Here is a 21,212-nt window from a genome sequence, read left to right on the forward strand (position 1 = left end):
CCTTCAGGGGCGCGGCGTGGGGTGCTGGATCAGCCGCTTCAGGCCGACGATGTCCAGAATGCGGATGTGTTTCTGCTGAACTGCGATCAGCCCTTCGTCCTGGAACTTCGAAAAGGCGCGCGACACAGTCTCCAGCTTTAGGCCGAGATAGGAGCCGATCTCCTCGCGGGTCATGCGCAGGTGGAACTCCGCCGGAGAAAAGCCGCGCGCCGTGAAACGCTGGGACATGTTGAGCAGGAAGGCCGCCAGGCGCTCTTCCGCACGCATCGAGCCGAGGAGGGTCATCACGCCATGGTCGCGCACGATTTCGCGGCTCATCACCTTGTGGAACTGCAGCTGCAGCCCCTCGACCACGCGCGAAAGCTCCTCGAGCTTGCTGTATGCGATGACGCACACCTCGCTGTCTTCCAGCGCGATCGCGTTGCAGGAATGGGCTTCGGTGCTGATGCCGTCGAGTCCGAGCATCTCCCCGGTCATCTGGAAGCCGGTGACCTGTTCGCGCCCGTCCTCAAGCAGCACGTCGGTCTTGAATGAGCCGGCGCGGATCGCGTAGATTGCCTCGAAGGGATCGCCCGCGCGATACAGGTGCTGCTGGCGCTTGATCTTGCGACGTGCGCCGACGAGTTCGTCGAGACGGTCGATTTCCGATTCCGACATCCCGAACGGCAGGCACAGCTCGACCAGATTGCACTGGGAGCATGCGACCTTCAGACTCGCAACTGTAATCGGCACCGTCGCCTTCATTTGCACGATAATATTGTTCCTTCTACATCGACCGAGAAGTGGCAGGCGCCTGTCGGAATGTACCGTTGATCCACGTCAACCACGAAACTGCGGCTTTTTGAGATCGTACGGAATGCACTCAAGCGATACAACCATGACCAGTCAGAAAGATCTTGTTTTCGACCAGCAGTTGATTCGTCGGTTCGACATCAACGGGCCGCGTTACACGTCCTACCCGACGGCCGATCGCTTCGTCGAAGCGTTCGATGCCCGTGCATTGCGGGACTGGCTGGCGCAACGCGGTGTGGGCGGCGTGAGTAAACCGCTCTCATTATACTTCCACATCCCCTTCTGTAACACGATCTGCTATTACTGCGCCTGCAACAAGATCATCACCAAGGATCATGCGCGCTCGGCCAAGTACCTGAAATATCTCGATAAGGAAATCGAGATGCAGGCAGCCGCGCTGGGCGGAAGCCATCAGGTCACGCAGCTGCACCTGGGCGGCGGCACGCCGACCTTCCTGTCGCACGACGAGCTGCGCCAGCTCATGGACTCGGTGCGCAAGCGCTTCACGCTGGTGCCGAACGGCGAATACTCGATCGAAGTCGATCCGCGCAAGGTCGATTTCGACACGGTCAAACTGCTCGCCGACCTTGGCTTCAACCGCATGAGCGTCGGTGTGCAGGACTTCAACGAGGACGTGCAGGAGGCGGTCAACCGCATCCAGAGCTACGACGAAACCAAGCTCGTGATCGATGCCGCCCGTGCCACCGGCTTCAAGTCGATCAGCATGGACCTGATCTACGGCCTGCCGCGCCAGAACATCATCAGCTTCAACCGCACGCTCGAGCAGGTGCTGGAGCTGTCGCCCGATCGCATCTCGCTGTACAGCTACGCCCACCTGCCGGGTCTGTTCAAGCCGCAGCGGCGCATCGCGATCAACGACATGCCGACGTCCGACACCAAGCTGCAGATCCTGCAGCTGGCGATCCGCCGCCTGACCGAGGCGGGCTATGTCTATATCGGCATGGATCACTTCGCGAAGCCGGACGACGAGCTGACGATCGCGCAGCGCCAGGGGCGCCTGCACCGGAATTTCCAGGGCTATTCGACGCAGGCCGAGTGCGACCTGCTGGCCTTCGGCGTCTCGGCGATCGGCAAGATCGGTCCGGTGTATTCGCAGAACGTGAAGACGCTCGACGAGTACTACGATGCCCTCGATCGCGACGAACTCCCCGTCCTGCGCGGCATCGAGCTTACTGCCGACGACCTGCTGCGCCGCTCGATCATCCAGGCGCTGATGTGCCATTTCGAGCTGTCGATCGACTCGATAGAGATCGCGCACTTGATCAAGTTCGACGAATATTTCGCCGACGAGCTCGAGGATCTCAAGGCGATGGAGGAGGCCGGGCTGCTGAAGGTCAGCGACAAGTGGATCAGCGTGCTGCCCCCGGGGCGTCTTCTGGTGCGGGGTATCGCAATGGTGTTCGACCGCTACCTGCGCGCAGACCGCGAGCGCGCGCGCTATTCGAAGGTCATCTGAACCGAGCGCACAGCCCGCGGGCGCGGGCTGTGCAGGGCAGGAGAAGGTGATACAGTGCGGGCGTCCTCGGGCGCCCGTTTCTTTTTGGGCTGCGGCCGCGGGCTTCTTCTGTCTTTCCCATCGTCGCCATGCCTGAAACCGGTTACATCGCAGCCTTCCTGATCGGCCTTCTGGGAGGCACGCACTGCGTCAGCATGTGTGGCGGCATCGTCGGTGCGCTCACCGTGAACATGCCCGGCCGGGCCGGTCGCCAGTGGCAGGTGCACCTCGCCTACAACCTCGGCCGGATTGCCACCTACACCGCGCTGGGCGGTGCCCTCGGTGCCCTCGGCACGGTGGGCATGCTGTTCTCGGACATCCTGCCGGTGCAGATGGGCCTGTACGTGCTCGCGAACCTGATGCTCGTCGCCCTGGGCTTGTACTTGACCGGCTTCACACGCCTGCTCGCGCCCGTCGAACGCGCGGGCCTCGTGCTGTGGAAACGCGTGCAACCTTTCACTGCACGCTTCATCCCCGCCCGTTCGGTCGGCCAGGCCTTGCCGCTAGGGCTGCTGTGGGGATTCCTGCCCTGCGGCCTCGTCTATAGCGTGCTGACGACTGCCCTGGTGACCGGCTCGGCAGGGCGCGGGGCGGGGCTGATGCTGGCCTTCGGGCTCGGTACGCTGCCCAACCTGATGCTTGCGGGGATGGTGTTCAAGCGCTTCCGCGACATCACGCGCAACCGCCGCGTCCGTTTCGTCGCCGGAATGCTCGTCCTCGGTTTCGGCGTGTTCGGGCTGTTCCATGCCCCCAGCCTCGGCGGCGCGCTCTGGCGCGGCGTCGTGTGCGAGGTGTGAGGGCTCAGCCAGGCCGTTGGTGTGGTGGCCGGGCGCGAGCCTTCACTCGCGTGCAGGGGGCTCGGCGGCGTTCGCGAGGGCGTGGAGGATCGGGCAGGGGGCGGGCGCCTCCGTATGCTCGCAACAGGACACGAGCCCCTGCAGCGCGCTGCGCATCTCCTCCAGCTGGCGGATGCGCGACTCGACATCCGCGATCTTCGCCTGGGCGAACGCGCGTGCCCGTTCGCGGTCTGTTTCTTCGTCCAGCGCGAGCAGCTCCGAGACCTCGTCGAGGCTGAAGCCGAGCGCTTGGGCACGGCGGATGAAGCGCAGGCGAGCGACTTCGTCCATTCCGTAGACGCGGAACGCGCCCCGGTGGGCGCCGTTCGCCGCGAGCAGGCCGCGACGCTGGTAATAGCGCACGGTTTCGACGCCGACTCCGGCGGATTTCGCCAGCGCACCGATGGTGAGGGTACTGATGGGGGTGTTCATGGGGGTTGACTCCGTACTTCGGTACAGGGTTTAGACTGCCACCAGACGTTCCGTTCCGCAAGCGCCGAACGGGCCGTGCGGATCCGGGGAGGATCCGGAACCTGGCGAATGGAGTGGTGCAGATGAGTGCTCCCGAAACGACAATGAAGAGCCCGACACTGGAGTTGCCGGTGTCCGGAATGACCTGCGCCGCGTGTGCGGCGCGGATCGAAAAGGTGCTGAAACGTCTGCCGGGGGTGGACGCCTCGGTCAATCTCGCCGCGGAAAAGGCGCGCGTGAGTTTCAGCGATCCGGCCAGCGGACCCGAGCAGGTGATCGCGGCGATCCGCAAGGCCGGATTCGATGTGCCGCAGGCGACGATGGAACTCGCCATCACGGGCATGACCTGTGCAGCGTGCGCGACTCGGTTGGAAAAGGTGCTCAACCGGCTGCCGGGCGTCGATGCGGCGGTGAATTTCGCGACCGAACGCGCGACGCTGCGCTTCCAGCCGGGGCTTGTCGTTCCCGAGGCCATTCGCGAGGCCGTGCGTCGCGCGGGCTTCGAAGGGGTGGAAACGGGCATCGCCGCGCGCGAGCAGCAGCGCCTGCAGCAGGCGCAGGCGTGGAAGTCGGACATGCGGCGCTTCTGGATCGCCGCGCTGCTCACCTTGCCGCTGCTGGCACAGATGCCCCTGATGTTCGGCGGGCAATGGGCGGGCGCGCACGAACTCGTTCCCCGCTGGCTGCAGCTGCTGCTCGCCACACCGGTGCAGTTCTGGATCGGCGCGCGCTTCTACCGCGGCGCGTGGTCCGCCCTGCGCGGGGGCGGGGCCAACATGGATGTGCTGGTGGTGCTCGGAACGTCGATGGCGTGGATCTACAGCACGGCGGTGACGCTGCTCGGTCGTCACGACCTGCACGTGTATTTCGAGGCGTCGGCGACGATCATCACGCTGATCCTGCTCGGCAAGTTGCTCGAGGCGCGTGCCAAGGCGCGCACGACGGCGGCGCTCGATGCCTTGCTGCGCCTGCAGCCCAAGCTCGCGTTCGTCGAGCGCGACGGCGAGATCGTTTCCGTTCCCGTGGAGACCCTGCAGCCCGAAGACCGCTTCGTGGTGCGCCCCGGCGATGCGATCCCGGTGGATGGCGAGGTCGAGTCGGGTGAGTCGGCGATCAACGAGGCAATGCTGACGGGGGAAAGCATGCCGGTCGACAAGCGCCCGGGCGACAAGGTGTTTGCGGCCACCCTGAATGGACAGGGGGTCTTGCGCTGCCGGGCGACCGGTGTCGGGGCGCATACGCTGCTGGCGGGAATCATTCGCATGGTCGAGCAGGCGCAGGGCTCGAAGGCGCCCGTGCAGCGGCTCGCGGACCGCATCGCGGCCGTTTTCGTCCCTGTCGTCGTGGCGATAGCGGCGCTTACTTTCGTCGGCTGGTGGTGGCTGGCGGGGGACTTCGCCCAGGCATTGATCAGCGCCGTTGCGGTGTTGGTGATCGCATGTCCCTGTGCGCTCGGGCTGGCGACCCCCACCGCGATCATGGTCGGAACGGGGCAAGGGGCCCGTGCGGGCATGCTGGTGAAAAATGCCGAGGCGCTCGAGCTGGCGGAAAGGATCAGGGTGCTCGCGGTGGACAAGACCGGCACGCTGACGGAGGGGGCGCCGGAGGTGAGCGACGTGATTCCCGCCGCCGGGTGGAGTCGCGAGGACTTGCTTGCGATCGCGGGCGCACTGGAGGCGACGAGCGCCCACCCGATCGCCGCGGCGATCGTCCGTGCCGCGCGCGAATCCGGGGCGCAGCGTGCTTCGGCGGAAGAGGTGGTGGCTGTAGGGGGCAAGGGACTTGCGGGGCGCGTCGAGGGGCGTGAGGTGCTCATCGGCACGCCGGGTTTCCTCGACGAGCGGCAGGCCTCGGTGGATGCCGCGGTTTGCGAGCGGATGGCGGCGGGGGGCAAGACCCTCGTGGCCGTGGCCGTCGATGGCGTGTTCGCGGGTGTCATCGGCGTGGCGGACCGCGTCCGCGCCGATTCGGCCGCGGCGGTCGCGCGCCTCAAGGCGCGCGGTCTGCGGGTGGTGATGCTGACCGGCGATCACCCGGCCACGGCCGCCGCGATTGCGGCGCAGACGGGCATCGAGGACTGGCGCGCGGGCGTGCTGCCGGGAGATAAGGCCGCTGCGGTGAAGGCCCTCGCCGGCCACGGACGGGTCGGCATGGCGGGCGACGGCATCAACGACGCCCCCGCATTAGCGGCCGCCGACGTATCGTTTGCAATCGGTGTCGGCGCCGACGTCGCGGTCGAGGCTGCGGACATCACGCTGGTGAGGAACAGCCTGCACGGGGTGGCGGATGCGATCGAGTTGTCGCGCGCGACGCTGTCCAAGATCCGGCAGAATCTGTTCTTTGCCTTCATCTACAACGTGCTGGGCATCCCGCTGGCGGCGCTGGGTCTCCTCAATCCGGTGATTGCCGCTGCGGCGATGGCGATGAGTTCGGTTTCGGTAGTCACCAATTCGCTGCTGCTGCGGCGTTGGGCGCCGGACCGATGAGCCGATTTCTCGGGAGAAACTGATATGGCGGAAGTGACGATCAAGGTCGAGGACATGAGCTGCGGCGGCTGCGTGCGCAACGTGACGACGGTCCTCAAGGCGCTGCCGGGCGTGAGCGATGCCCAGGTGTCGCTCGAAGCGGCCCAGGCCGTGATCCAGTACGATCCGGCAAAAGTGTCGGTCGAGGCGATGCGCGCGGCGGTCGAGGATGCCGGCTTCGGCAGTCCCGCCTGACGAGGCACTGCGGGGCTCAGTCGTCCAGTTTGAAGACGATGGGCACCAGGAGCGAGCTTTCGATGGCTGTTTCGCCTTGGCGAGCCGGCACGAATCGCCATGACTGCACGGTCTCCCGGGCGGCGTCGTCCAGCCTCGGATGCCCGCTGCTGTGCGCGACTTCCACCGCTTCGGCGCGCCCGTCGGGGCGCACGCGCACGCGCAGCGTGACCTTTCCCTGTTCGCCGCGCCGCCGCGACAGCTTCGGATACTGGGGCGCGGGGTTTTCGAGATAGGCGGCGTCGTACCTCGGCGCATGGAACGACGCACCGGCTGCCGTCGCGCTCCGGGCCGGCGCAGCGTCCGTGATCCCGGCGGGCGCCGATGTGTTGCGGGTCGTGGGGGTGTGCGGGTCTCCGCCGGGCTCCGGCTCTGCCTGCAGCTGTGGCGAGTGCGTGTCAGGCTCGGCACGTCCGGCGGAAGCGGCGGTCAGCTCCGCGGAGGGTGGGGGGGAGGCGGCAGAGTCCGCCCGGCGTCCGTGGGGCTTTGCGGGGGGCGGAGCGGCTAATTTCCGGGCCGGAACCGAGAGATGCGTGACGGGCGCAGCGTGCGGATCGGGCGAGGCGAGGTACGTCCCGGATCGGGGCTGCGCGTCTGCGGCAAGCAGGCGGACGCTGATGGCCGCGGCTTCGGCCAGCTGCGGTTCCCGCTGGGGCTCGCCTCCCAGCCCGGAGAGTGCGGCCAGTCCGGCCGCGTGCGCGCCGGCGACCGCGGCCAGCCAGCCCCAATGGACCGCTCGCAGCCCTTGCTTCGGGCGGCGCGATGGTGGCGAGGCCGTGGGAGGCGGTGCGGGCATCCGGAGCAGGCGTGTTCGTGCAATCAGGGCGCGCGATTATAGCGTGCCGGGCGGAATGCCCGGGGCGCCCTGCTTCCCCGGCTGGTCGCCGAATGTTTCAAGCTGCCGACGACAGGGGTTATTTCCACATATAATTCGCCCCACAAAATTTTCACGGGAGGGAAGTATGGGTTTCGATCAGGTGAAGGCCGGCAAGGACGTGCCGAACGATATCAACGTCATCATCGAGATTCCGGCTCAGGCCGATCCGATCAAGTTCGAGGTGGACAAGGATAGCGGCGCGGTGTTCGTCGACCGCTTCATGGGCACCTCGATGCGCTACCCGATCAACTACGGCTACGTTCCGCACACGATCGCCGGTGACGGCGACCCGGTCGACGTGCTGGTCGTGACGCCCTTCCCGCTGCTGCCGGGCGTGGTGATCCGCTGCCGTCCCGTCGGCGTGCTGAAGATGGAAGATGAGTCGGGCCAGGACGCGAAGGTCGTCGCGGTTCCCGTCTCCAAGCTGACCCCGCTGTACGACAAGGTGCAGACCACCGACGACCTGCCCGAACTGCTGATGAAGCAGACCGTGCACTTCTTCGAGCACTACAAGGATCTCGAGCCGGGCAAGTGGGTCAAGGTGCTGGGCTGGGGTTCGGTCGAAGATGCCAAGAAGGAAATCCTCGACGGCCTGAACAACGCTGCCGGCAAGTAATCACGTCACCGTCTGCAGGATGAGGATGGCCCGCCAGAGCGCGGGCCATCTGCTTTTCAGGGGAAGGTGAAAGCGCTAGCCGAGCTTGCAGTCGCTGGCGAGCGGCTTGTTCGTGTCGCGGTCGAGCAGGATGCTCTTCCACGGCAGGTCGATCCATACCAGGCCGCTGCGTTCGTCCTCGAAGCGCGGCAGCCCCGAGTGCGACGGATTGCGCGCGAGCTGGTAGCGTTTTCCGCTCCAGCCGATGTGAACCTGGCTGGCATTGCCGGCCGTACGCTGCACGTCGACGCGCCGCCCCATGTCGCAGCGATATGTGCCGCTCGCAAGCTGGAATTCCAGCTGTTGATTATCCGTGCTCGCCGGGGTGTCGAGGACGCCGGGCTCCGTTCCCGCGCCTGCGGAGGGCGCAGGCGGCGTGCTCGAACATGCGGCGAGGGCGAGAAGCGAAGCGAGGAGCGCGAACCGGACTGGCATCGAATGATCCGTTGGGGTACTTGATGATTGCATTCTAGTTCCCCGCTGTCGGGCGTCGTGCCGGCTGTCGGCAGTCAAGCGTAACAGAAGGTTTCCCGGGTAAGGCGGGCCGTTCGCGCAGGTGGCCGGCTGCCGGGACGCAGGCCGACGCGGTATAGTTGCGCCCATGAAACTGCATGCTCAATCGCTCTCCATCGCCGTTGCCCAACTGAATTGCACGGTGGGCGACCTGAAGGCGAACGCCGACCGGATCATCCGCGCCGTCGAACAGGCCCGCACGCTCGGCGCCGACCTCGTCCTGACCCCAGAGCTCGCGTTGTCGGGCTACCCGCCCGAGGACCTGCTGCTCCGCCCTGACTTCTACCGCGCCTGCGCGCGCGAAGTGGCGCGCATCGCCGAGCATACGCAGGGCATGACGCTCGTGCTCGGCCATCCGGAGGCACGTCAGGCCAAGCGCTACAACGCGGCCTCGGTGATTCGCGACGGACGGATCCTGACCACGTATCACAAGCATCACCTGCCGAACTACGAGGTGTTCGACGAGGAGCGCTATTTCGACCACGGACGGGCGGCGTGCGTTTTCGAACTGAAGGGTGTGAAGCTTGGCGTGAATATCTGCGCGGACCTGTGGGAGCCCGGTCCGGCTGAGCTCGCCCGCGCCGAGGGGGCGCAGGTGCTGCTCGGTCTCAACGCCTCTCCCTACCACATGAACAAGTTGCAGCGCCGTTATGAGGTGTTGCGCGAGCGGGTGGGCGGCACCGGTTTGCCGGTGGTTTACTGCAACATGGTGGGCGGACAGGACGAACTGGTGTTCGATGGCGCCTCGTTTGCGCTCAATCCGGACGGATCGCTCGCCTGGCAGACGTCCGCGTTCGACGAGCGCCTCGACATCGTTCGCCTGCAGGGCGATCGCTGGGCGGATGGCGAGCAGATCGATGCGCGTCCGATCGAAGCCGAGGTGTATGAGGCGCTCAAGGTGGGCGTGCGTGACTATCTGGGCAAGAACGGTTTTCCGGGCGCCCTGATCGGACTCTCCGGCGGTATCGATTCGGCCCTGACGCTGTGCATCGCGGTCGATGCCCTCGGCGCCGACAAGGTGCGGGCGGTGATGATGCAATCGCCCTACACCGCACAGATGAGCCTCGACGACTCGCGCGAACTGGTGGCGAACCTTGGTGTCCGTTATGACGAAATTCCGATCGAGCCGGCGATGGAGACCTTCGCAGGCATGCTTGCGGACCAGTTCCGCGGCTTGGCGGCGGACACCACCGAGGAGAACCTGCAGAGCCGCATCCGCGGCATGATCCTCATGGCGCTGTCGAACAAGACCGGCGCGATCGTGCTCACGACCGGCAACAAGAGCGAGATGGCGACCGGCTACGCGACGCTGTACGGTGACATGGCGGGCGGCTTCGCGGTGCTCAAGGATCTCTACAAGACCTTCGTGTTCAGGCTTGCGCGCTGGCGCAACACCGTCAGCCCGGTGATCCCGGAAAACATCATCACGCGGCCGCCTTCGGCGGAGCTCAAGCTCGACCAGAAGGACCAGGATTCGCTGCCGCCGTATGAGGTGCTCGATGCGATCATCGAAGCGTACATGGAGCGCGACGAGTCGCCGCGGGACATCATCGCCGCGGGCTATCCGGAAGCCGATGTGCGCCGCACGGTGGCGATGCTCAAGCGCAACGAGTACAAGCGCCGTCAGGCGCCGGTCGGAATCCGCGTAACCAAGAGAGGATTCGGCAGAGACTGGCGTTATCCGATAACATCGCGCTATCAGGACGAATATTGACCATGCCGCGGGCGGTGGGCCGCGTGGCGCCATCCCGCCGAGGAGATCCCAATGAAGAAGATTGAAGCCATCATCAAGCCGTTCAAGCTCGACGAAGTCCGCGAGGCGCTCTCGGAAGTCGGCATTGCCGGCCTGACGGTGTCCGAAGTGAAGGGCTTCGGCCGCCAGAAGGGGCATACCGAGCTGTATCGTGGCGCTGAGTACGTCGTGGACTTCCTGCCGAAGATCAAGGTCGAGATCGTCATCGGCGACGATCTGGTCGATCAGGCGGTCGAGGCGATCATCAAGGCCGCCCATACGGGCAAGATCGGCGACGGCAAGATCTTCGTGATGCCCGTCGAGCAGGTCGTGCGCATCCGCACGGGCGAGACCAACGAAGCCGCGATCTGAGCGGCGCCCGTATCAGGGGCGGGCCACGTTGCCTGCCCTGAGCAGCACCAGCAGGGCCCCCGAGCCGCCGTCGTGGGGGCCTGCCTGGCAGAACGCCAGGATCTCCTCGCGTTGCGCGAGCCAGCCGCGTGACAGGTGTTTCAGGATGGACTGCTTGCCCGGCGAGCCGTGGCCCTTGCCGTGGATCACGCGCACGCAGCGCCGGCCCTGCTGCAGGCTCGCGGCAAGAAAATGTGCGAGTTCTTCCCGTGCCTCGTCGCGATTGCAGCCATGCAGGTCCAGCTGGGCCTGCAGCACCCAGCGGCCGCGGCGCAGGTCGGTGAGGACGCGGCGCGGCAGTCCCGGCCGCAGGAACGCCGCTTCCTCGCCGGTTTCCAGCCGGTCTTCCAGCGTCATCGGTGCTTCCATCGACTCTCGCAGCGCTTCGCGCTCGTCCTCGACGTGCTTCAGCGGGTGGGGCTGGGGCCGGGGCGCTTCGACCTCGGCGCGATTGCGCGTGTCCACGGGTCTGGCTCCGCGCACTGCGTAGCGGAAGAGATCGGCCGGATTTGCGCTGTCTGCGTCCGCAGGCAGCAGAAGAAAATCGCGCTCGCCAAGGTCCGGCGCAGAGGGAGAGTGGGCGGCGCGATGTCGCGCGTGGCGGTGATCGATGCCGACCTCGGCACGGTTGCCGTGATCGAGCGGGATGACGTCTTCCATCGCGAAGCGGAAGAGCTCGCCGTCGTCACGGGGTGTCCTTCGCCGCGGTGCCGCTGCAGGCGAGTCGTCATCGGCCTCCGGAATTTGCGGCCGGCGAACCGGGGCAGGTTTCGGCGTTTCCAGCTCGGCCCTGCGCGCCGATTGCGGCAGCGGCGTCACGCCCTGAAGCGCTGCACGGAGCAGGCCGGCGTCGGCCGCGTCCGTATCGGCGGCCGGAGTCTTGCCCGTATCGCTGGCGATGGCGGGGCGCTCGATACGGCGACCGAACACCCGCTCCTCGCGCAGCCCGCCCCGCAGGGAGGCCAGCCCCTCGAACGGGCTGGCCGATCGCCCGCTCGGTTCTGCCGGGCGGGACGAGGCCGGGCGGGGTGGGCGTGGCACGGGATTAGCCGCCGAGGGCGTCGAGGTAGCGTTCGGCGTCGAGGGCCGCCATGCAGCCGGTGCCAGCCGAGGTGACGGCCTGACGGTAGATGTGGTCCTGCACGTCGCCGGCGGCGAACACGCCGCGCACGCTGGTCGCCGTCGCGTCGCCGCCGCGACCGCCCTTGGTGACGATGTAGCCGCCTTCCATCTCGAGCTGGCCTTCGAAGATGTCGGTATTCGGCTTGTGGCCGATCGCGATGAACACCCCCTTCAGTGCGACGTCCTTCGTCGCGCCGGTGTTGATGTCCTTCACGCGCATGCCCGTCACGCCGGTATTGTCGCCGAGCACTTCATCAAGCGTCGAGTTCAGCACCAGTTCGATCTTGCCTGCGGCGACCTTCTCCATCATCTTGTCGATTAGGATCTTCTCGGCGCGGAACTTCTCGCGGCGGTGGACCACCGTGACCTTGTTCGCGATGTTCGCGAGGTACAGGGCCTCCTCCACGGCCGTGTTGCCGCCGCCGATGACCGCAACTTCCTGGTTCTTGTAGAAGAAGCCGTCGCAGGTTGCGCAGGCGGACACGCCGCGGCCCGCGAACTTCTCCTCCGAGGGCAGGCCAAGATACTTGGCCGTGGCGCCCGTCGAAATGATCAGCGCGTCGCAGGTGTATTCGCCGGCGTCGCCGACGAGCCGGAACGGCTTCTCGCCGAGCTTCACGGTGTGGATGTGATCGAAGATCATTTCCGTGTTGAAGCGCTCGGCGTGCTTCTGGAAGCGCGCCATCAGATCCGGCCCCATGACGCCGTCCGCATCGGCCGGCCAGTTGTCGACCTCGGTAGTGGTCATCAGCTGACCGCCCTGTGCCAGCCCAGTGATGAGGACCGGGTTCAGGTTCGCGCGTGCAGCATAGACGGCAGCGGTGTAGCCGGCCGGGCCGGAACCGAGGATGAGCAGGCGGGCGTGCTTGGTCGTCATGGCGATGTCTTCTTTCTGGTTGGCAATCCGCAAATTATAGCCGAGGGGCATGGGCGACCGATCCAATGGTCGTGATAGGTTCCGGCAATCGTTCGCGCAATCTCGATGGTCGAGCAAATCCGGGTATGGATTCGGGCGGTATTTGTCGGCACTATAATGCGATGAACATTTGACGCATCGCTCGGACTTGCGTCGACCCTCATTGCACTGCTGCTTCCGGAGGTTCCATGACACAGGCTACTGCAGTTTCCACAGCCGCACTCAGGACGTTTCCGCTGTTCCAGGGGCTGTCCGACGAGACCTTGCTGGCGGTGGCGCATTCGGCCGTGATGCGGCGCATCCCGCGCGGCCAGGGCGTGCTGCACGCCGGCGACCGCAGCGACTTCGTGTATTTCGTGCTCACCGGCAGCCTCAAGGTGATCGTCAGCGACGAGGACGGGCGCGAGGTGATCCTCAGCATCCTCGGTCAGGGCGAGCTCTTCGGCGAGATGGGCATGTTCGGCGAGCAGCCGCGGTCGGCGTCGGTCGTCGCGGTGACGCCGGCCGACCTGGTGCTGATCGCCAAGCACGACTTCCGGCGCATCATGCAGGAGAACTTCGAGGTAGCCTGGCGCATCATGTGCAACCTGGCCGACCGGCTGCGCAATGCCGATCGCAAGATCGAGTCGCTCGCGCTGATGGACGTGTACGGGCGGGTCGCGCGGCTGCTGCTGGAGATGTCGGAAGACGTCGATGGCAGGGTAGTCGTCGTGCGCAAGATCACCAAGCAGGACATCGCGAAGATGATCGGCGCCTCGCGCGAGATGGTGAGCCGCGTGATGAAGGATCTCGGTGCGCAGGGGCTCATCGAGGAAACCGATCACGGCATCGTGCTGCGCGACCGCCTCAACGACGTCTGAGGGCCGGTGCGCGGGCGCGGCTGTATCGCTTCGCAACAGCTTCGCGTCGGCCGGGGTGGCTGATCGCATATAATCGCGAATTGTCGATTTTCCAGGGCCCTCGTTCCCGCGCCGATGTCGTCCCGTCAGTCTTCCCGTTCCCAGCCTCTGCCGGAACGGATTTCCCTCCTGCTGCAGGAAGCGCGCTGGCTGATCCTCGGCGTGATGTCCTTGTATGTCGGGCTGGTCCTGCTCGGCTACAGCAAGTCCGATCCCGGTTGGTCGCACGCCGCGGAAGTTGCGCGCGTGAGCAATCCGGGCGGGCGCTTCGGCGCCTGGCTTGCCGATCTGCTCTACTACCTGTTCGGCCTTTCCGCGTGGTGGTGGGTGGTGTTCCTGGGGTACGCGCTGGTGTGGGGTTTCCGGCGCCTGCGCCATGACCTGCGGCTGGACCGCCGATCCTTCTTTTTCGTCCTGACGGGCTTCTTCGTCGTCCTGCTGTCGAGCAGCGCGCTCGAGTCGCTACGCTTCTACTCGCACGGCGCGAGTGTGCCGTTGGCGCCGGGCGGTCTTGTCGGCGTCGAGATGGGCCAGTTGGTGCAGCGCTATCTCGGTTTCACGGGCGGCACGCTGCTGCTGCTGGCGCTGTTTGCCTCCGGCCTGAGCCTGTTTTCGGGCATTTCCTGGCTGTCGGTAATCGAGCGTGTCGGACTGGCGCTGGAGCAGGCATGGCAAGGCACCCAGGCCGCATGGCACGGATGGCAGGACCGCAAGGCCGGCCAGCAGGTCGCCCAGAAGCGCGAGGCGGTCGTCGAGACGAAGCGTCGCAAGACGGTGGCTACCCCTGCGCCGCAGCTGCGCATTGAGCCCGCGGTCGTCGAGGTGCCCAAGTCCGAGCGCGTCGAGAAGGAACTCCGCCAGGAGCGGCAGCAGTCCCTGTTTGCCGACTTGCCGACATCGGCGGGGGCGATCCCGCCGCTGAGCCTGCTCGACCAGCCCTCGGGCGACGTGGAGCCGCCCTCGGCCGAGTCGCTGGAATTCACGTCGCGCCTGATCGAGACCAAGCTTGGTGACTTCGGTGTGGAGGTCAAGGTACTGGCCGCTTACCCGGGGCCGGTGGTCACGCGCTACGAGATCGAGCCGGCGACGGGCGTGAAGGGCAGCCAGGTCGTGAACCTCGGCAAGGACCTTGCGCGCGCGCTGTCGCTGGTGTCGATCCGCGTCGTCGAGACGGTGCCGGGCAAGTCCTGCATGGCACTCGAGCTCCCCAACGTGAAGCGCCAGACCGTGCGCCTGTCCGAGATCCTCGGCTCGAAGGCGTATCACGACATGCATTCGCCGCTGACCGTGGCGCTGGGCAAGGACATCGGCGGACAGCCGGTCGTCGCCGACCTCGCCAAGATGCCGCACCTGCTGGTCGCCGGTACCACCGGTTCGGGCAAGTCGGTCGGGATCAATGCCATGATCCTGTCGCTGCTGTACAAGGCCGGGCCGGAGAAGGTCCGGATGATCATGGTCGACCCGAAGATGCTGGAGCTGTCGATCTACGAGGGCATCCCGCATCTGCTCGCTCCGGTCGTCACGGACATGAAGCACGCCGCCAACGCGCTCAACTGGTGCGTGGTCGAGATGGACAAGCGCTACAAGCTGATGGCGGCGGTCGGCGTGCGCAACCTCGCCGGTTTCAACAAGGCCGTCATCGAGGCGGAAAAGGTCGAGAAGCCGCTCACCAACCCGTTCGCGATCAATCCGGACAATCCGGAGCCGCTTGAGCAACTGCCGCATATCGTCGTGATCGTCGACGAGCTCGCCGACATGATGATGGTGGTCGGCAAGAAGGTCGAGGAGCTCATCGCACGGCTCGCGCAGAAGGCGCGCGCGGCGGGCATCCACCTGATCCTGGCGACGCAGCGTCCTTCGGTCGACGTCATCACCGGCCTGATCAAGGCCAACGTGCCGACGCGCATCGCCTTCCAGGTTTCGAGCAAGATCGATTCGCGCACCATCCTCGACCAGATGGGAGCGGAAACGCTGCTGGGCATGGGCGACATGCTGTACCTGGCCCCGGGCACGGGCCTGCCCGTGCGCGTGCACGGCGCCTTCGTCGCCGACGAGGAGGTGCACAAGGTCGTCGATCATCTCAAGCGCAGCAACGGCCCGCCGGATTACGTGGAGGGGATCCTGTCCTCGCCCGACGACGATCTTGATGCGGCTCTCGGCGCGGGCGGGGGCGGCGAGGGGGATGGCGAGGCGGATCCCTTGTACGATCAGGCAGTCGAAGTGGTCATCAAAACGCGTCGGCCGTCGATTTCGCTGGTGCAGCGCCATCTGCGCATCGGCTACAACCGTGCGGCGCGCCTGATCGAGCAGATGGAGCGTGCCGGGTTGGTGTCGGCGATGGGAACGAACGGCAACCGTGAAGTGATCGTGCCGGCCAAGGAGGGCGAGTGAGTCGTAGCGGAGGTGTCATCAGGTCGGGGCTGCGTCTCGGCGCGGCGTTGATGCTGATTTGTGCGTCGGCTGTCGCGTCCGCCGGCGGAATTGCGCAGTTGCGCCAGTTCATCGATGGCGCACGCACCGCGCAGGGGGAATTCGAGCAGACCGTGTTCGCCGCATCGGGACGCAAACCCCAGCGCGCCAGCGGCAGTTTCATTTTCGCGCGCCCGGGCAAGTTCCGCTGGACCTACGACAAGCCGTACGCGCAGGTGCTGGTGAGCGACGGCGACAAGCTGTGGTCCTGGGACCGCGATCTGAACCAGGTCACGGTGAAGCGTCTCGGCGATGCGCTGGGCAGCACGCCCGCTGCGATCCTCGCCGGGGATGACGCAATCGAGCGCAATTTCGAGCTCGCCGAGGCCGGAGCCGCGGACGGGCTGGAATGGGTGCACGCGAAACCCCGCCAGGCCGACAGCAGCTTCGAATCGATGCGCATGGGCTTCGCGGGCGGCGTGCTCAAGCGCATGGAGCTGAAGGATAACTTCGGCCAGACGACCCTGATCGAGTTCCGTTCGCTGGTTGCCGGCGCACGTGCTGATGCCGCGCAGTTCCGTTTCGTGCCGCCGCCCGGCGCCGACGTCATCGGCGACTGAGGCTCGCGCCGGCGATGGCTGATCTCTTCGATTCGGTGGAGCCGCCGCGCGTGCCGCTCGCCGAGCGGATGCGACCGAAACGGCTCGACGAGATCGCCGGCCAGCGCCATCTGGTCGGTCCGGGCAAGCCGCTAAGGCTCGCCTTCGAGTCCGGCAAGCCGCATTCGATGATCCTGTGGGGGCCGCCAGGTGTCGGCAAGACCACGCTCGCGCGCCTGATGGCGCAGGTCTTCGATGCGGAGTTCGTCGCCCTGTCGGCGGTGTTCTCCGGCGTCAAGGACATCCGCGAGGCGGTCAGTCAGGCGCAGGCCGCGAAGGCGCGGGGCCGTCACACGATCCTCTTCGTTGACGAAGTGCATCGCTTCAACAAGGCGCAGCAGGATGCCTTCCTGCCCTATGTCGAGCAGGGGCTGGTGACCTTCATCGGCGCGACGACGGAAAATCCCTCCTTCGAGGTGAACTCGGCGCTGCTGTCGCGTGCAGCGGTGTACGTGCTGGAGCCGCTGGACAACGAAGCGATGGGCGGATTGTTCGAGCGGGGGCGGGCGATGGCATGCCCGCAACTCGTTTTCGACGAGACGGCGCGCGAACGCATGATCGGCTTCGCCGACGGGGACGCCCGACGGCTGATGAACCTGATCGAGCAGGTGCAGGTCGCCGCCGAGACCGCCGGCGTCAATCCGGTGACGCCGGAATTCGTCGACGAGGCCTTGTCGAGCAAGCTCAGGCGCTTCGACAAGGGCGGCGAGGCTTTCTACGATCAGATCTCGGCCCTGCACAAGTCGGTGCGCGGTTCCAACCCGGACGCCGCGCTGTACTGGCTGTGCCGGATGCTCGACGGCGGTGCGGACGCGCTATACCTTGGCCGCCGGCTCGTGCGCATGGCCGTCGAGGATATCGGTCTGGCCGATCCGCGTGCGCTGGAAATCACCCTGAATGCCTGCACGACCTACGAGCGGCTCGGATCGCCCGAAGGCGAACTGGCGCTCGCGCAGGCGACGATCTTCCTCGCCTGTGCCGCGAAGTCGAACGCCGTCTACAAAGCCTACAACGCTGCGCGGCAGCACGTGGCAAGCGACGTGTCGCGCCCGGTGCCGCTGCATCTGCGCAATGCGCCGACGCGGCTGATGAAGGAACTGGGTTACGGCAAGACCTACCGCTATGCCCATGATGAGCCGGAAGCCTATGCCGCGGGCGAAACCTACCTTCCGGAAGGCATGACGCCGCCCGGCTGGTATCGTCCCACGCCTTACGGAATGGAAGCCCGCATTGCTGCCAAGCTGGAGCACTTGCGCGAACTCGACGCGGCAGCTGCGACGCCGGTTCCAAGGTCCGGCGCGCGCGGCAAAGCGGAATAAAGTGTTCCCGCGTCCTCAGTGAGGCAGGGGATGGTCGGCCATGAAGCGCGCCTGGACGCTCTTCGCGCGTTCGGCCTGCGCGAGGTCGCCGCGTTCGGTAGCCCGGTCGATCAGGTCCTGCATATAGCCAGTAAGTACGAGAACGCCCTCGGTCGTCTGGACCATGCCGCAGACGATCTGTGCGGCGGCTCCGTCTGGAATTCCCTCGTGCTCGGCAATCAGTGCAACTTCGTCGTCGGTCAAATCGCAGTAATCAAGGCAGTCACGAATCGACAGCATAGGCATCTCCTCAAATATGGGGTGCACCGTCTGCGCGGCGTTCCCTTCGAATATTCACTATAAGCCACGAGGCGCCGAATTCAAGAATGAGTTTGCTCGAAATGTGTCGATAAATAGTTGATTTTACTAATATAATTGTGCAATGCGGCATTGGGGCGATTTTGCCCTAAAATGTCATGGAACAGAACGGGTTGGCGGCGGAACACGAAGTGCCGTCGCAGTATTCATCGCCTATTCATTGAATTGAAAGACTTTCGGAAAAGCCATGCTTGACATTCAACTGCTACGCAATCAGATCGACGTCGTTACCAGCGCATTGGCCGCGCGCGGCATGAGTTTCGACCCCGCGGAATTCCAGGCGCTCGAGAACGAGCGCAAGAATCTGCAGACCCGTACGCAGGAGCTTCAGGCGCAGCGCAATTCGCTCTCGAAGCAGATCGGCATCCTGAAGGGCAAGGGGGAGGACGCCGGGGCGGTGATGGCCCAGGTCACCGGTATCGGCGACGAACTCAAGGCCAACGAACTGGCTCTCTCCGCGCTGCTGGCGCGCATCGAGGCGCTGGTTGCCGGTTTGCCGAACCTGCCGCACGCGAGTGTGCCGGTCGGCACGGACGAGGCTGCAAACGTCGAAGTGAGCCGCTGGGGGACTCCGCGCGAATTTGACTTCAAGGTCAGCGACCACGTCGACGTCGGCAGTGGACTGGGGGGGCTGGATTTCGAGACGGCGGTGAAGATCACGGGCTCGCGCTTTGCGGTGATGCGCGGGGGAGTGGCCCGCATGCACCGCGCGCTGGCGCAGATGATGCTCGACGTGCATACGCGCGAACACGGCTACACGGAAGTGTATGTCCCGTATCTCGTCAATGCGGAAAGCATGTTCGGGACGGGCCAGCTGCCGAAGTTCGAGGCCGACCTGTTCGCGGTGCCGTGGGACGACGGACGCTTCTACCTGATTCCGACCGCCGAAGTGCCGGTCACCAACATCGTTCGCGGCGAACTGCTCGCAGGCGACGCCTTGCCGCTCAAGTTTGTCAGTCACACCCCCTGTTTCCGCTCGGAGGCGGGCAGCTACGGGCGCGATACGCGCGGCATGATCCGGCAGCACCAGTTCGACAAGGTCGAACTCGTCCGGGTCGAGCATCCGGATAACTCCTGGGCGGCGCTGGAGGAAATGACAGGCCACGCGGAGGCCATCTTGCGCAAGCTGGAGCTGCCTTATCGCAAGATCGTCCTATGCACGGGCGACATGGGCTTTTCGTCGGCGAAGACCTACGACCTCGAAGTGTGGCTGCCGGCGCAGAACACCTATCGCGAGATCTCGTCGTGCTCCTGCTTCGAGGCCTTCCAGGCGCGTCGCATGCAGGCGCGGTTCAAGAATGCGCAGGGCAAGAACGAGCTCGTGCATACCCTCAATGGTTCAGGTCTCGCTGTCGGCCGTACGCTGGTGGCAGTGCTGGAAAACTACCAGCAGGCAGATGGTTCGGTGGTCGTCCCGAAGGCACTCGTGCCCTACATGGGCGGTGTCGAGGTGCTCGAGCCGCGAGGCTAACCGTCGCCCGGGGGCGGCGTTTTCGGGGCCGCCCCGAGCGTCAGCCCCGTGGGCTGAAGGGGAGGGACGTAGGCGCCTTCGAGGCGCAGCAATATGTCGTGGTAGTTGCGGATGTTTTCCGCCATGATCACGGCTTCGCCTCCCCTGGCCGCACCGGCCTTTAGGCGGCTGGCGTATTCGGGGCGCGACATGAGGGGAAGCACGGCCTTCATGTCCAGCCAGCTGGTGTTGTTCTTGCCCATCCGCTGCGCAATGGTCCGGGCGCCGTTCATGTGCCCCATTCCCAGGTTGTAGGCTGCCGCCGCCATCCACGATCGGTCGGGTTCCGGAACCGCATCGGGCAGTTGTTCCTTCAGCATGGCGAAATAGCGCGCCCCGCCCAGTATGCTTTCGCGCGCATCAAGACGATCGCGCACGCCCAATCGGTCCGCCGTTTCCGAAGTCAGCATCATCATTCCCCGCACGCCCGACCACGAGGTGGCGAGCGGATCCCAGTGCGATTCCTGATATGCAAGCGCGGCGAGAAAACGCCAGTCGATGCCCGTCCTTGCCTGGGCTTCCAGGAAATGGAGGCGGTAGCGCGGCAGCCTGGCCTGAATGCGTGCGAGGAAGGTGGTGACGGCTGTATCGTCGAGCCGGCGGATATGGCCGAAGTAGCGGTCGGACAGTCGAGCGAGCGTGTCGTCGCTCCGGATGGTGGCGAGGAAGTCCTCGACTTCGGCAGCCAGGCCGCCTTTCGCATCGGGGGGGAGCGCCCAGCCTACTGTCGAACTCACGGGCAGGTCGTACATGATGGCCAGATTCGGCAAGGTTTGCGCCGCCAGCGCGAATTGAACGCGGTCCGTGGCAACCAGATCCAGGTGGCCTTGGGCGAGTTCGTTGAGCAGGTGCTCATCGGCCGGGTTCGACGGGAAATGAAGGTTCATGTCCGGAACCCGTTTGCGAACCTGGGTCAGGTAGTCGGCGGTCAACGAACCATGCCGCACCGACACGATTCGTCTGGCCAGGGCTTTTTCTTCCGTCAATTCCGGATTGTCGGAGCGGCCGACGAGCACGTAGTCGATCTCGCGTAGCGGACTGGTCCAGTTGAGCGGCAGTCTGTCATTGCGGCCGACGCCCGCGGCGGCCAGATGTACCTGTCCCCGGATGACGGCCTCGAGTGCTCGCGTTGCGTCGGGAAACAGGACGAAGCGGACCGGAACGCCCAGACGCTCGCCCAGCTTTTGCAGGAGGTCATGGTCGAACCCGGAGGCTTTCCCCTCGGCATCGCTGCGATAGGACGCCGGGCCGACTCGGGTGGCGACGCGCAGTTCGCCTGCGCTCCGGTAGTCGGCAAGTGAATGAAGGTCGGCCAGTTTTGGCCTTGTGCCAGGCTCGCATCCGGCGACAAGGAATGCAGTGGCGATGATCAGTAGGGTGCGCAAGCAGTCATACCGTTAGACATAACCGCATGATTCTGATGGAGTGCGCCAGATTCGGCAATGCCGACAAAATTCCG

The 21,212-nt window shown here is 65.6% G+C and carries 20 protein-coding genes; 12 read left to right on the plus strand and 8 right to left on the minus strand.

The genetic code is table 11. The features are described 5' to 3' along the window. Nucleotides 1-3: 3 nt before the first annotated feature. Nucleotides 4-744, minus strand: coding sequence for a fumarate/nitrate reduction transcriptional regulator Fnr (fnr, locus tag U5817_RS05670; protein WP_169125191.1), 741 nt, complete (start codon nucleotides 742-744; stop codon nucleotides 4-6). Between the two features lie 133 nt (nucleotides 745-877). On the opposite strand from fnr, the gene hemN reads away from it, so the two are divergent. Further along, nucleotides 878-2,269 carry an oxygen-independent coproporphyrinogen III oxidase gene (gene hemN, locus U5817_RS05675; RefSeq protein WP_169125076.1) on the plus strand — a complete coding sequence of 464 codons (1,392 nt, stop codon included), beginning with the start codon at nucleotides 878-880 and terminating at the stop codon, nucleotides 2,267-2,269. A 128-nt stretch (nucleotides 2,270-2,397) separates the two neighbouring features. Then, the gene (locus U5817_RS05680; protein ID WP_407279989.1) at nucleotides 2,398-3,105 is read left to right on the plus strand and encodes a sulfite exporter TauE/SafE family protein; all 708 of its coding nucleotides are present in this window, start codon (nucleotides 2,398-2,400) and stop codon (nucleotides 3,103-3,105) included. A gap of 42 nt (nucleotides 3,106-3,147) precedes the next feature. Here U5817_RS05680 and U5817_RS05685 read toward each other — a convergent pair whose 3' ends face one another. Next, a complete protein-coding gene (locus tag U5817_RS05685) occupies nucleotides 3,148-3,576 on the minus strand; it encodes a MerR family transcriptional regulator (RefSeq protein WP_407279990.1) in 429 nt (142 codons plus the stop codon). A gap of 122 nt (nucleotides 3,577-3,698) precedes the next feature. Between U5817_RS05685 and U5817_RS05690 the strand changes: the two genes are divergently transcribed. Further along, the gene (locus U5817_RS05690; RefSeq protein WP_407279991.1) at nucleotides 3,699-6,101 is read left to right on the plus strand and encodes a heavy metal translocating P-type ATPase; all 2,403 of its coding nucleotides are present in this window, start codon (nucleotides 3,699-3,701) and stop codon (nucleotides 6,099-6,101) included. Nucleotides 6,102-6,125: 24 nt separating this feature from the next. Continuing rightward, nucleotides 6,126-6,335, plus strand: coding sequence for a heavy-metal-associated domain-containing protein (locus U5817_RS05695; protein ID WP_169125079.1), 210 nt, complete (start codon nucleotides 6,126-6,128; stop codon nucleotides 6,333-6,335). Between the two features lie 16 nt (nucleotides 6,336-6,351). On the opposite strand, the gene U5817_RS05700 is transcribed toward U5817_RS05695, so the two are convergent. Beyond that, a complete protein-coding gene (locus U5817_RS05700) occupies nucleotides 6,352-7,170 on the minus strand; it encodes a TonB family protein (protein WP_407279992.1) in 819 nt (272 codons plus the stop codon). A 166-nt stretch (nucleotides 7,171-7,336) separates the two neighbouring features. On the opposite strand from U5817_RS05700, the gene ppa reads away from it, so the two are divergent. Then, complete coding sequence (gene ppa / locus U5817_RS05705) at nucleotides 7,337-7,867, plus strand: inorganic diphosphatase (RefSeq protein WP_169125081.1); 531 nt, start codon at nucleotides 7,337-7,339, stop codon at nucleotides 7,865-7,867. Nucleotides 7,868-7,942: 75 nt separating this feature from the next. Here ppa and U5817_RS05710 read toward each other — a convergent pair whose 3' ends face one another. Further along, nucleotides 7,943-8,341, minus strand: a complete 399-nt coding sequence (locus U5817_RS05710) for an MliC family protein (RefSeq protein WP_169125082.1) — start codon at nucleotides 8,339-8,341, stop codon at nucleotides 7,943-7,945. Between the two features lie 166 nt (nucleotides 8,342-8,507). Between U5817_RS05710 and U5817_RS05715 the strand changes: the two genes are divergently transcribed. Next, on the plus strand, nucleotides 8,508-10,133 hold the full coding sequence (locus U5817_RS05715; protein WP_407279994.1) for an NAD+ synthase: 1,626 nt from the start codon (nucleotides 8,508-8,510) through the stop codon (nucleotides 10,131-10,133). 51 nt (nucleotides 10,134-10,184) lie between these two features. Continuing rightward, nucleotides 10,185-10,523: a P-II family nitrogen regulator gene (locus tag U5817_RS05720; protein WP_169125084.1), complete on the plus strand. Its 339-nt coding sequence runs from the start codon at nucleotides 10,185-10,187 to the stop codon at nucleotides 10,521-10,523. A gap of 12 nt (nucleotides 10,524-10,535) precedes the next feature. On the opposite strand, the gene U5817_RS05725 is transcribed toward U5817_RS05720, so the two are convergent. After that, nucleotides 10,536-11,603 carry a Smr/MutS family protein gene (locus U5817_RS05725; RefSeq protein WP_407279995.1) on the minus strand — a complete coding sequence of 356 codons (1,068 nt, stop codon included), beginning with the start codon at nucleotides 11,601-11,603 and terminating at the stop codon, nucleotides 10,536-10,538. 4 nt (nucleotides 11,604-11,607) lie between these two features. Beyond that, complete coding sequence (gene trxB, locus U5817_RS05730; protein WP_407279996.1) at nucleotides 11,608-12,561, minus strand: thioredoxin-disulfide reductase; 954 nt, start codon at nucleotides 12,559-12,561, stop codon at nucleotides 11,608-11,610. Nucleotides 12,562-12,788: 227 nt separating this feature from the next. Between trxB and U5817_RS05735 the strand changes: the two genes are divergently transcribed. The 4 genes from U5817_RS05735 to U5817_RS05750 all read left to right on the plus strand — a co-directional run bounded on the left by U5817_RS05735 (nucleotide 12,789) and on the right by U5817_RS05750 (nucleotide 17,886). Further along, on the plus strand, nucleotides 12,789-13,460 hold the full coding sequence (locus U5817_RS05735; RefSeq protein WP_407279997.1) for a Crp/Fnr family transcriptional regulator: 672 nt from the start codon (nucleotides 12,789-12,791) through the stop codon (nucleotides 13,458-13,460). A 114-nt stretch (nucleotides 13,461-13,574) separates the two neighbouring features. Then, nucleotides 13,575-15,890 (plus strand): DNA translocase FtsK, encoded by a 2,316-nt coding sequence (locus tag U5817_RS05740; protein WP_407279998.1) that lies wholly within the window; start codon nucleotides 13,575-13,577, stop codon nucleotides 15,888-15,890. A gap of 50 nt (nucleotides 15,891-15,940) precedes the next feature. After that, nucleotides 15,941-16,528, plus strand: a complete 588-nt coding sequence (gene lolA / locus U5817_RS05745) for an outer membrane lipoprotein chaperone LolA (RefSeq protein WP_169125193.1) — start codon at nucleotides 15,941-15,943, stop codon at nucleotides 16,526-16,528. A 14-nt stretch (nucleotides 16,529-16,542) separates the two neighbouring features. Next, the gene (locus U5817_RS05750; protein ID WP_169125089.1) at nucleotides 16,543-17,886 is read left to right on the plus strand and encodes a replication-associated recombination protein A; all 1,344 of its coding nucleotides are present in this window, start codon (nucleotides 16,543-16,545) and stop codon (nucleotides 17,884-17,886) included. Nucleotides 17,887-17,901: 15 nt separating this feature from the next. Here the strand turns inward: U5817_RS05750 and U5817_RS05755 are convergent, their stop codons facing one another. Then, entirely contained in the window at nucleotides 17,902-18,165 is a 264-nt protein-coding gene (locus U5817_RS05755; protein ID WP_076601214.1) for a hypothetical protein, read from the minus strand. Between the two features lie 265 nt (nucleotides 18,166-18,430). Here U5817_RS05755 and serS point away from each other — a divergent pair, with 265 nt between their 5' ends. Continuing rightward, nucleotides 18,431-19,714 carry a serine--tRNA ligase gene (gene serS, locus U5817_RS05760; protein WP_169125090.1) on the plus strand — a complete coding sequence of 428 codons (1,284 nt, stop codon included), beginning with the start codon at nucleotides 18,431-18,433 and terminating at the stop codon, nucleotides 19,712-19,714. Here the strand turns inward: serS and mltF are convergent. Next, nucleotides 19,711-21,138 (minus strand): membrane-bound lytic murein transglycosylase MltF, encoded by a 1,428-nt coding sequence (mltF, locus tag U5817_RS05765; RefSeq protein ID WP_169125091.1) that lies wholly within the window; start codon nucleotides 21,136-21,138, stop codon nucleotides 19,711-19,713. The genes serS and mltF overlap by 4 nt on opposite strands. Nucleotides 21,139-21,212: the final 74 nt, after the last annotated feature.

This window comes from Aromatoleum evansii, from assembly GCF_045689615.1.
Classification (GTDB): Bacteria; Pseudomonadota; Gammaproteobacteria; order Burkholderiales; family Rhodocyclaceae; genus Aromatoleum; species Aromatoleum evansii.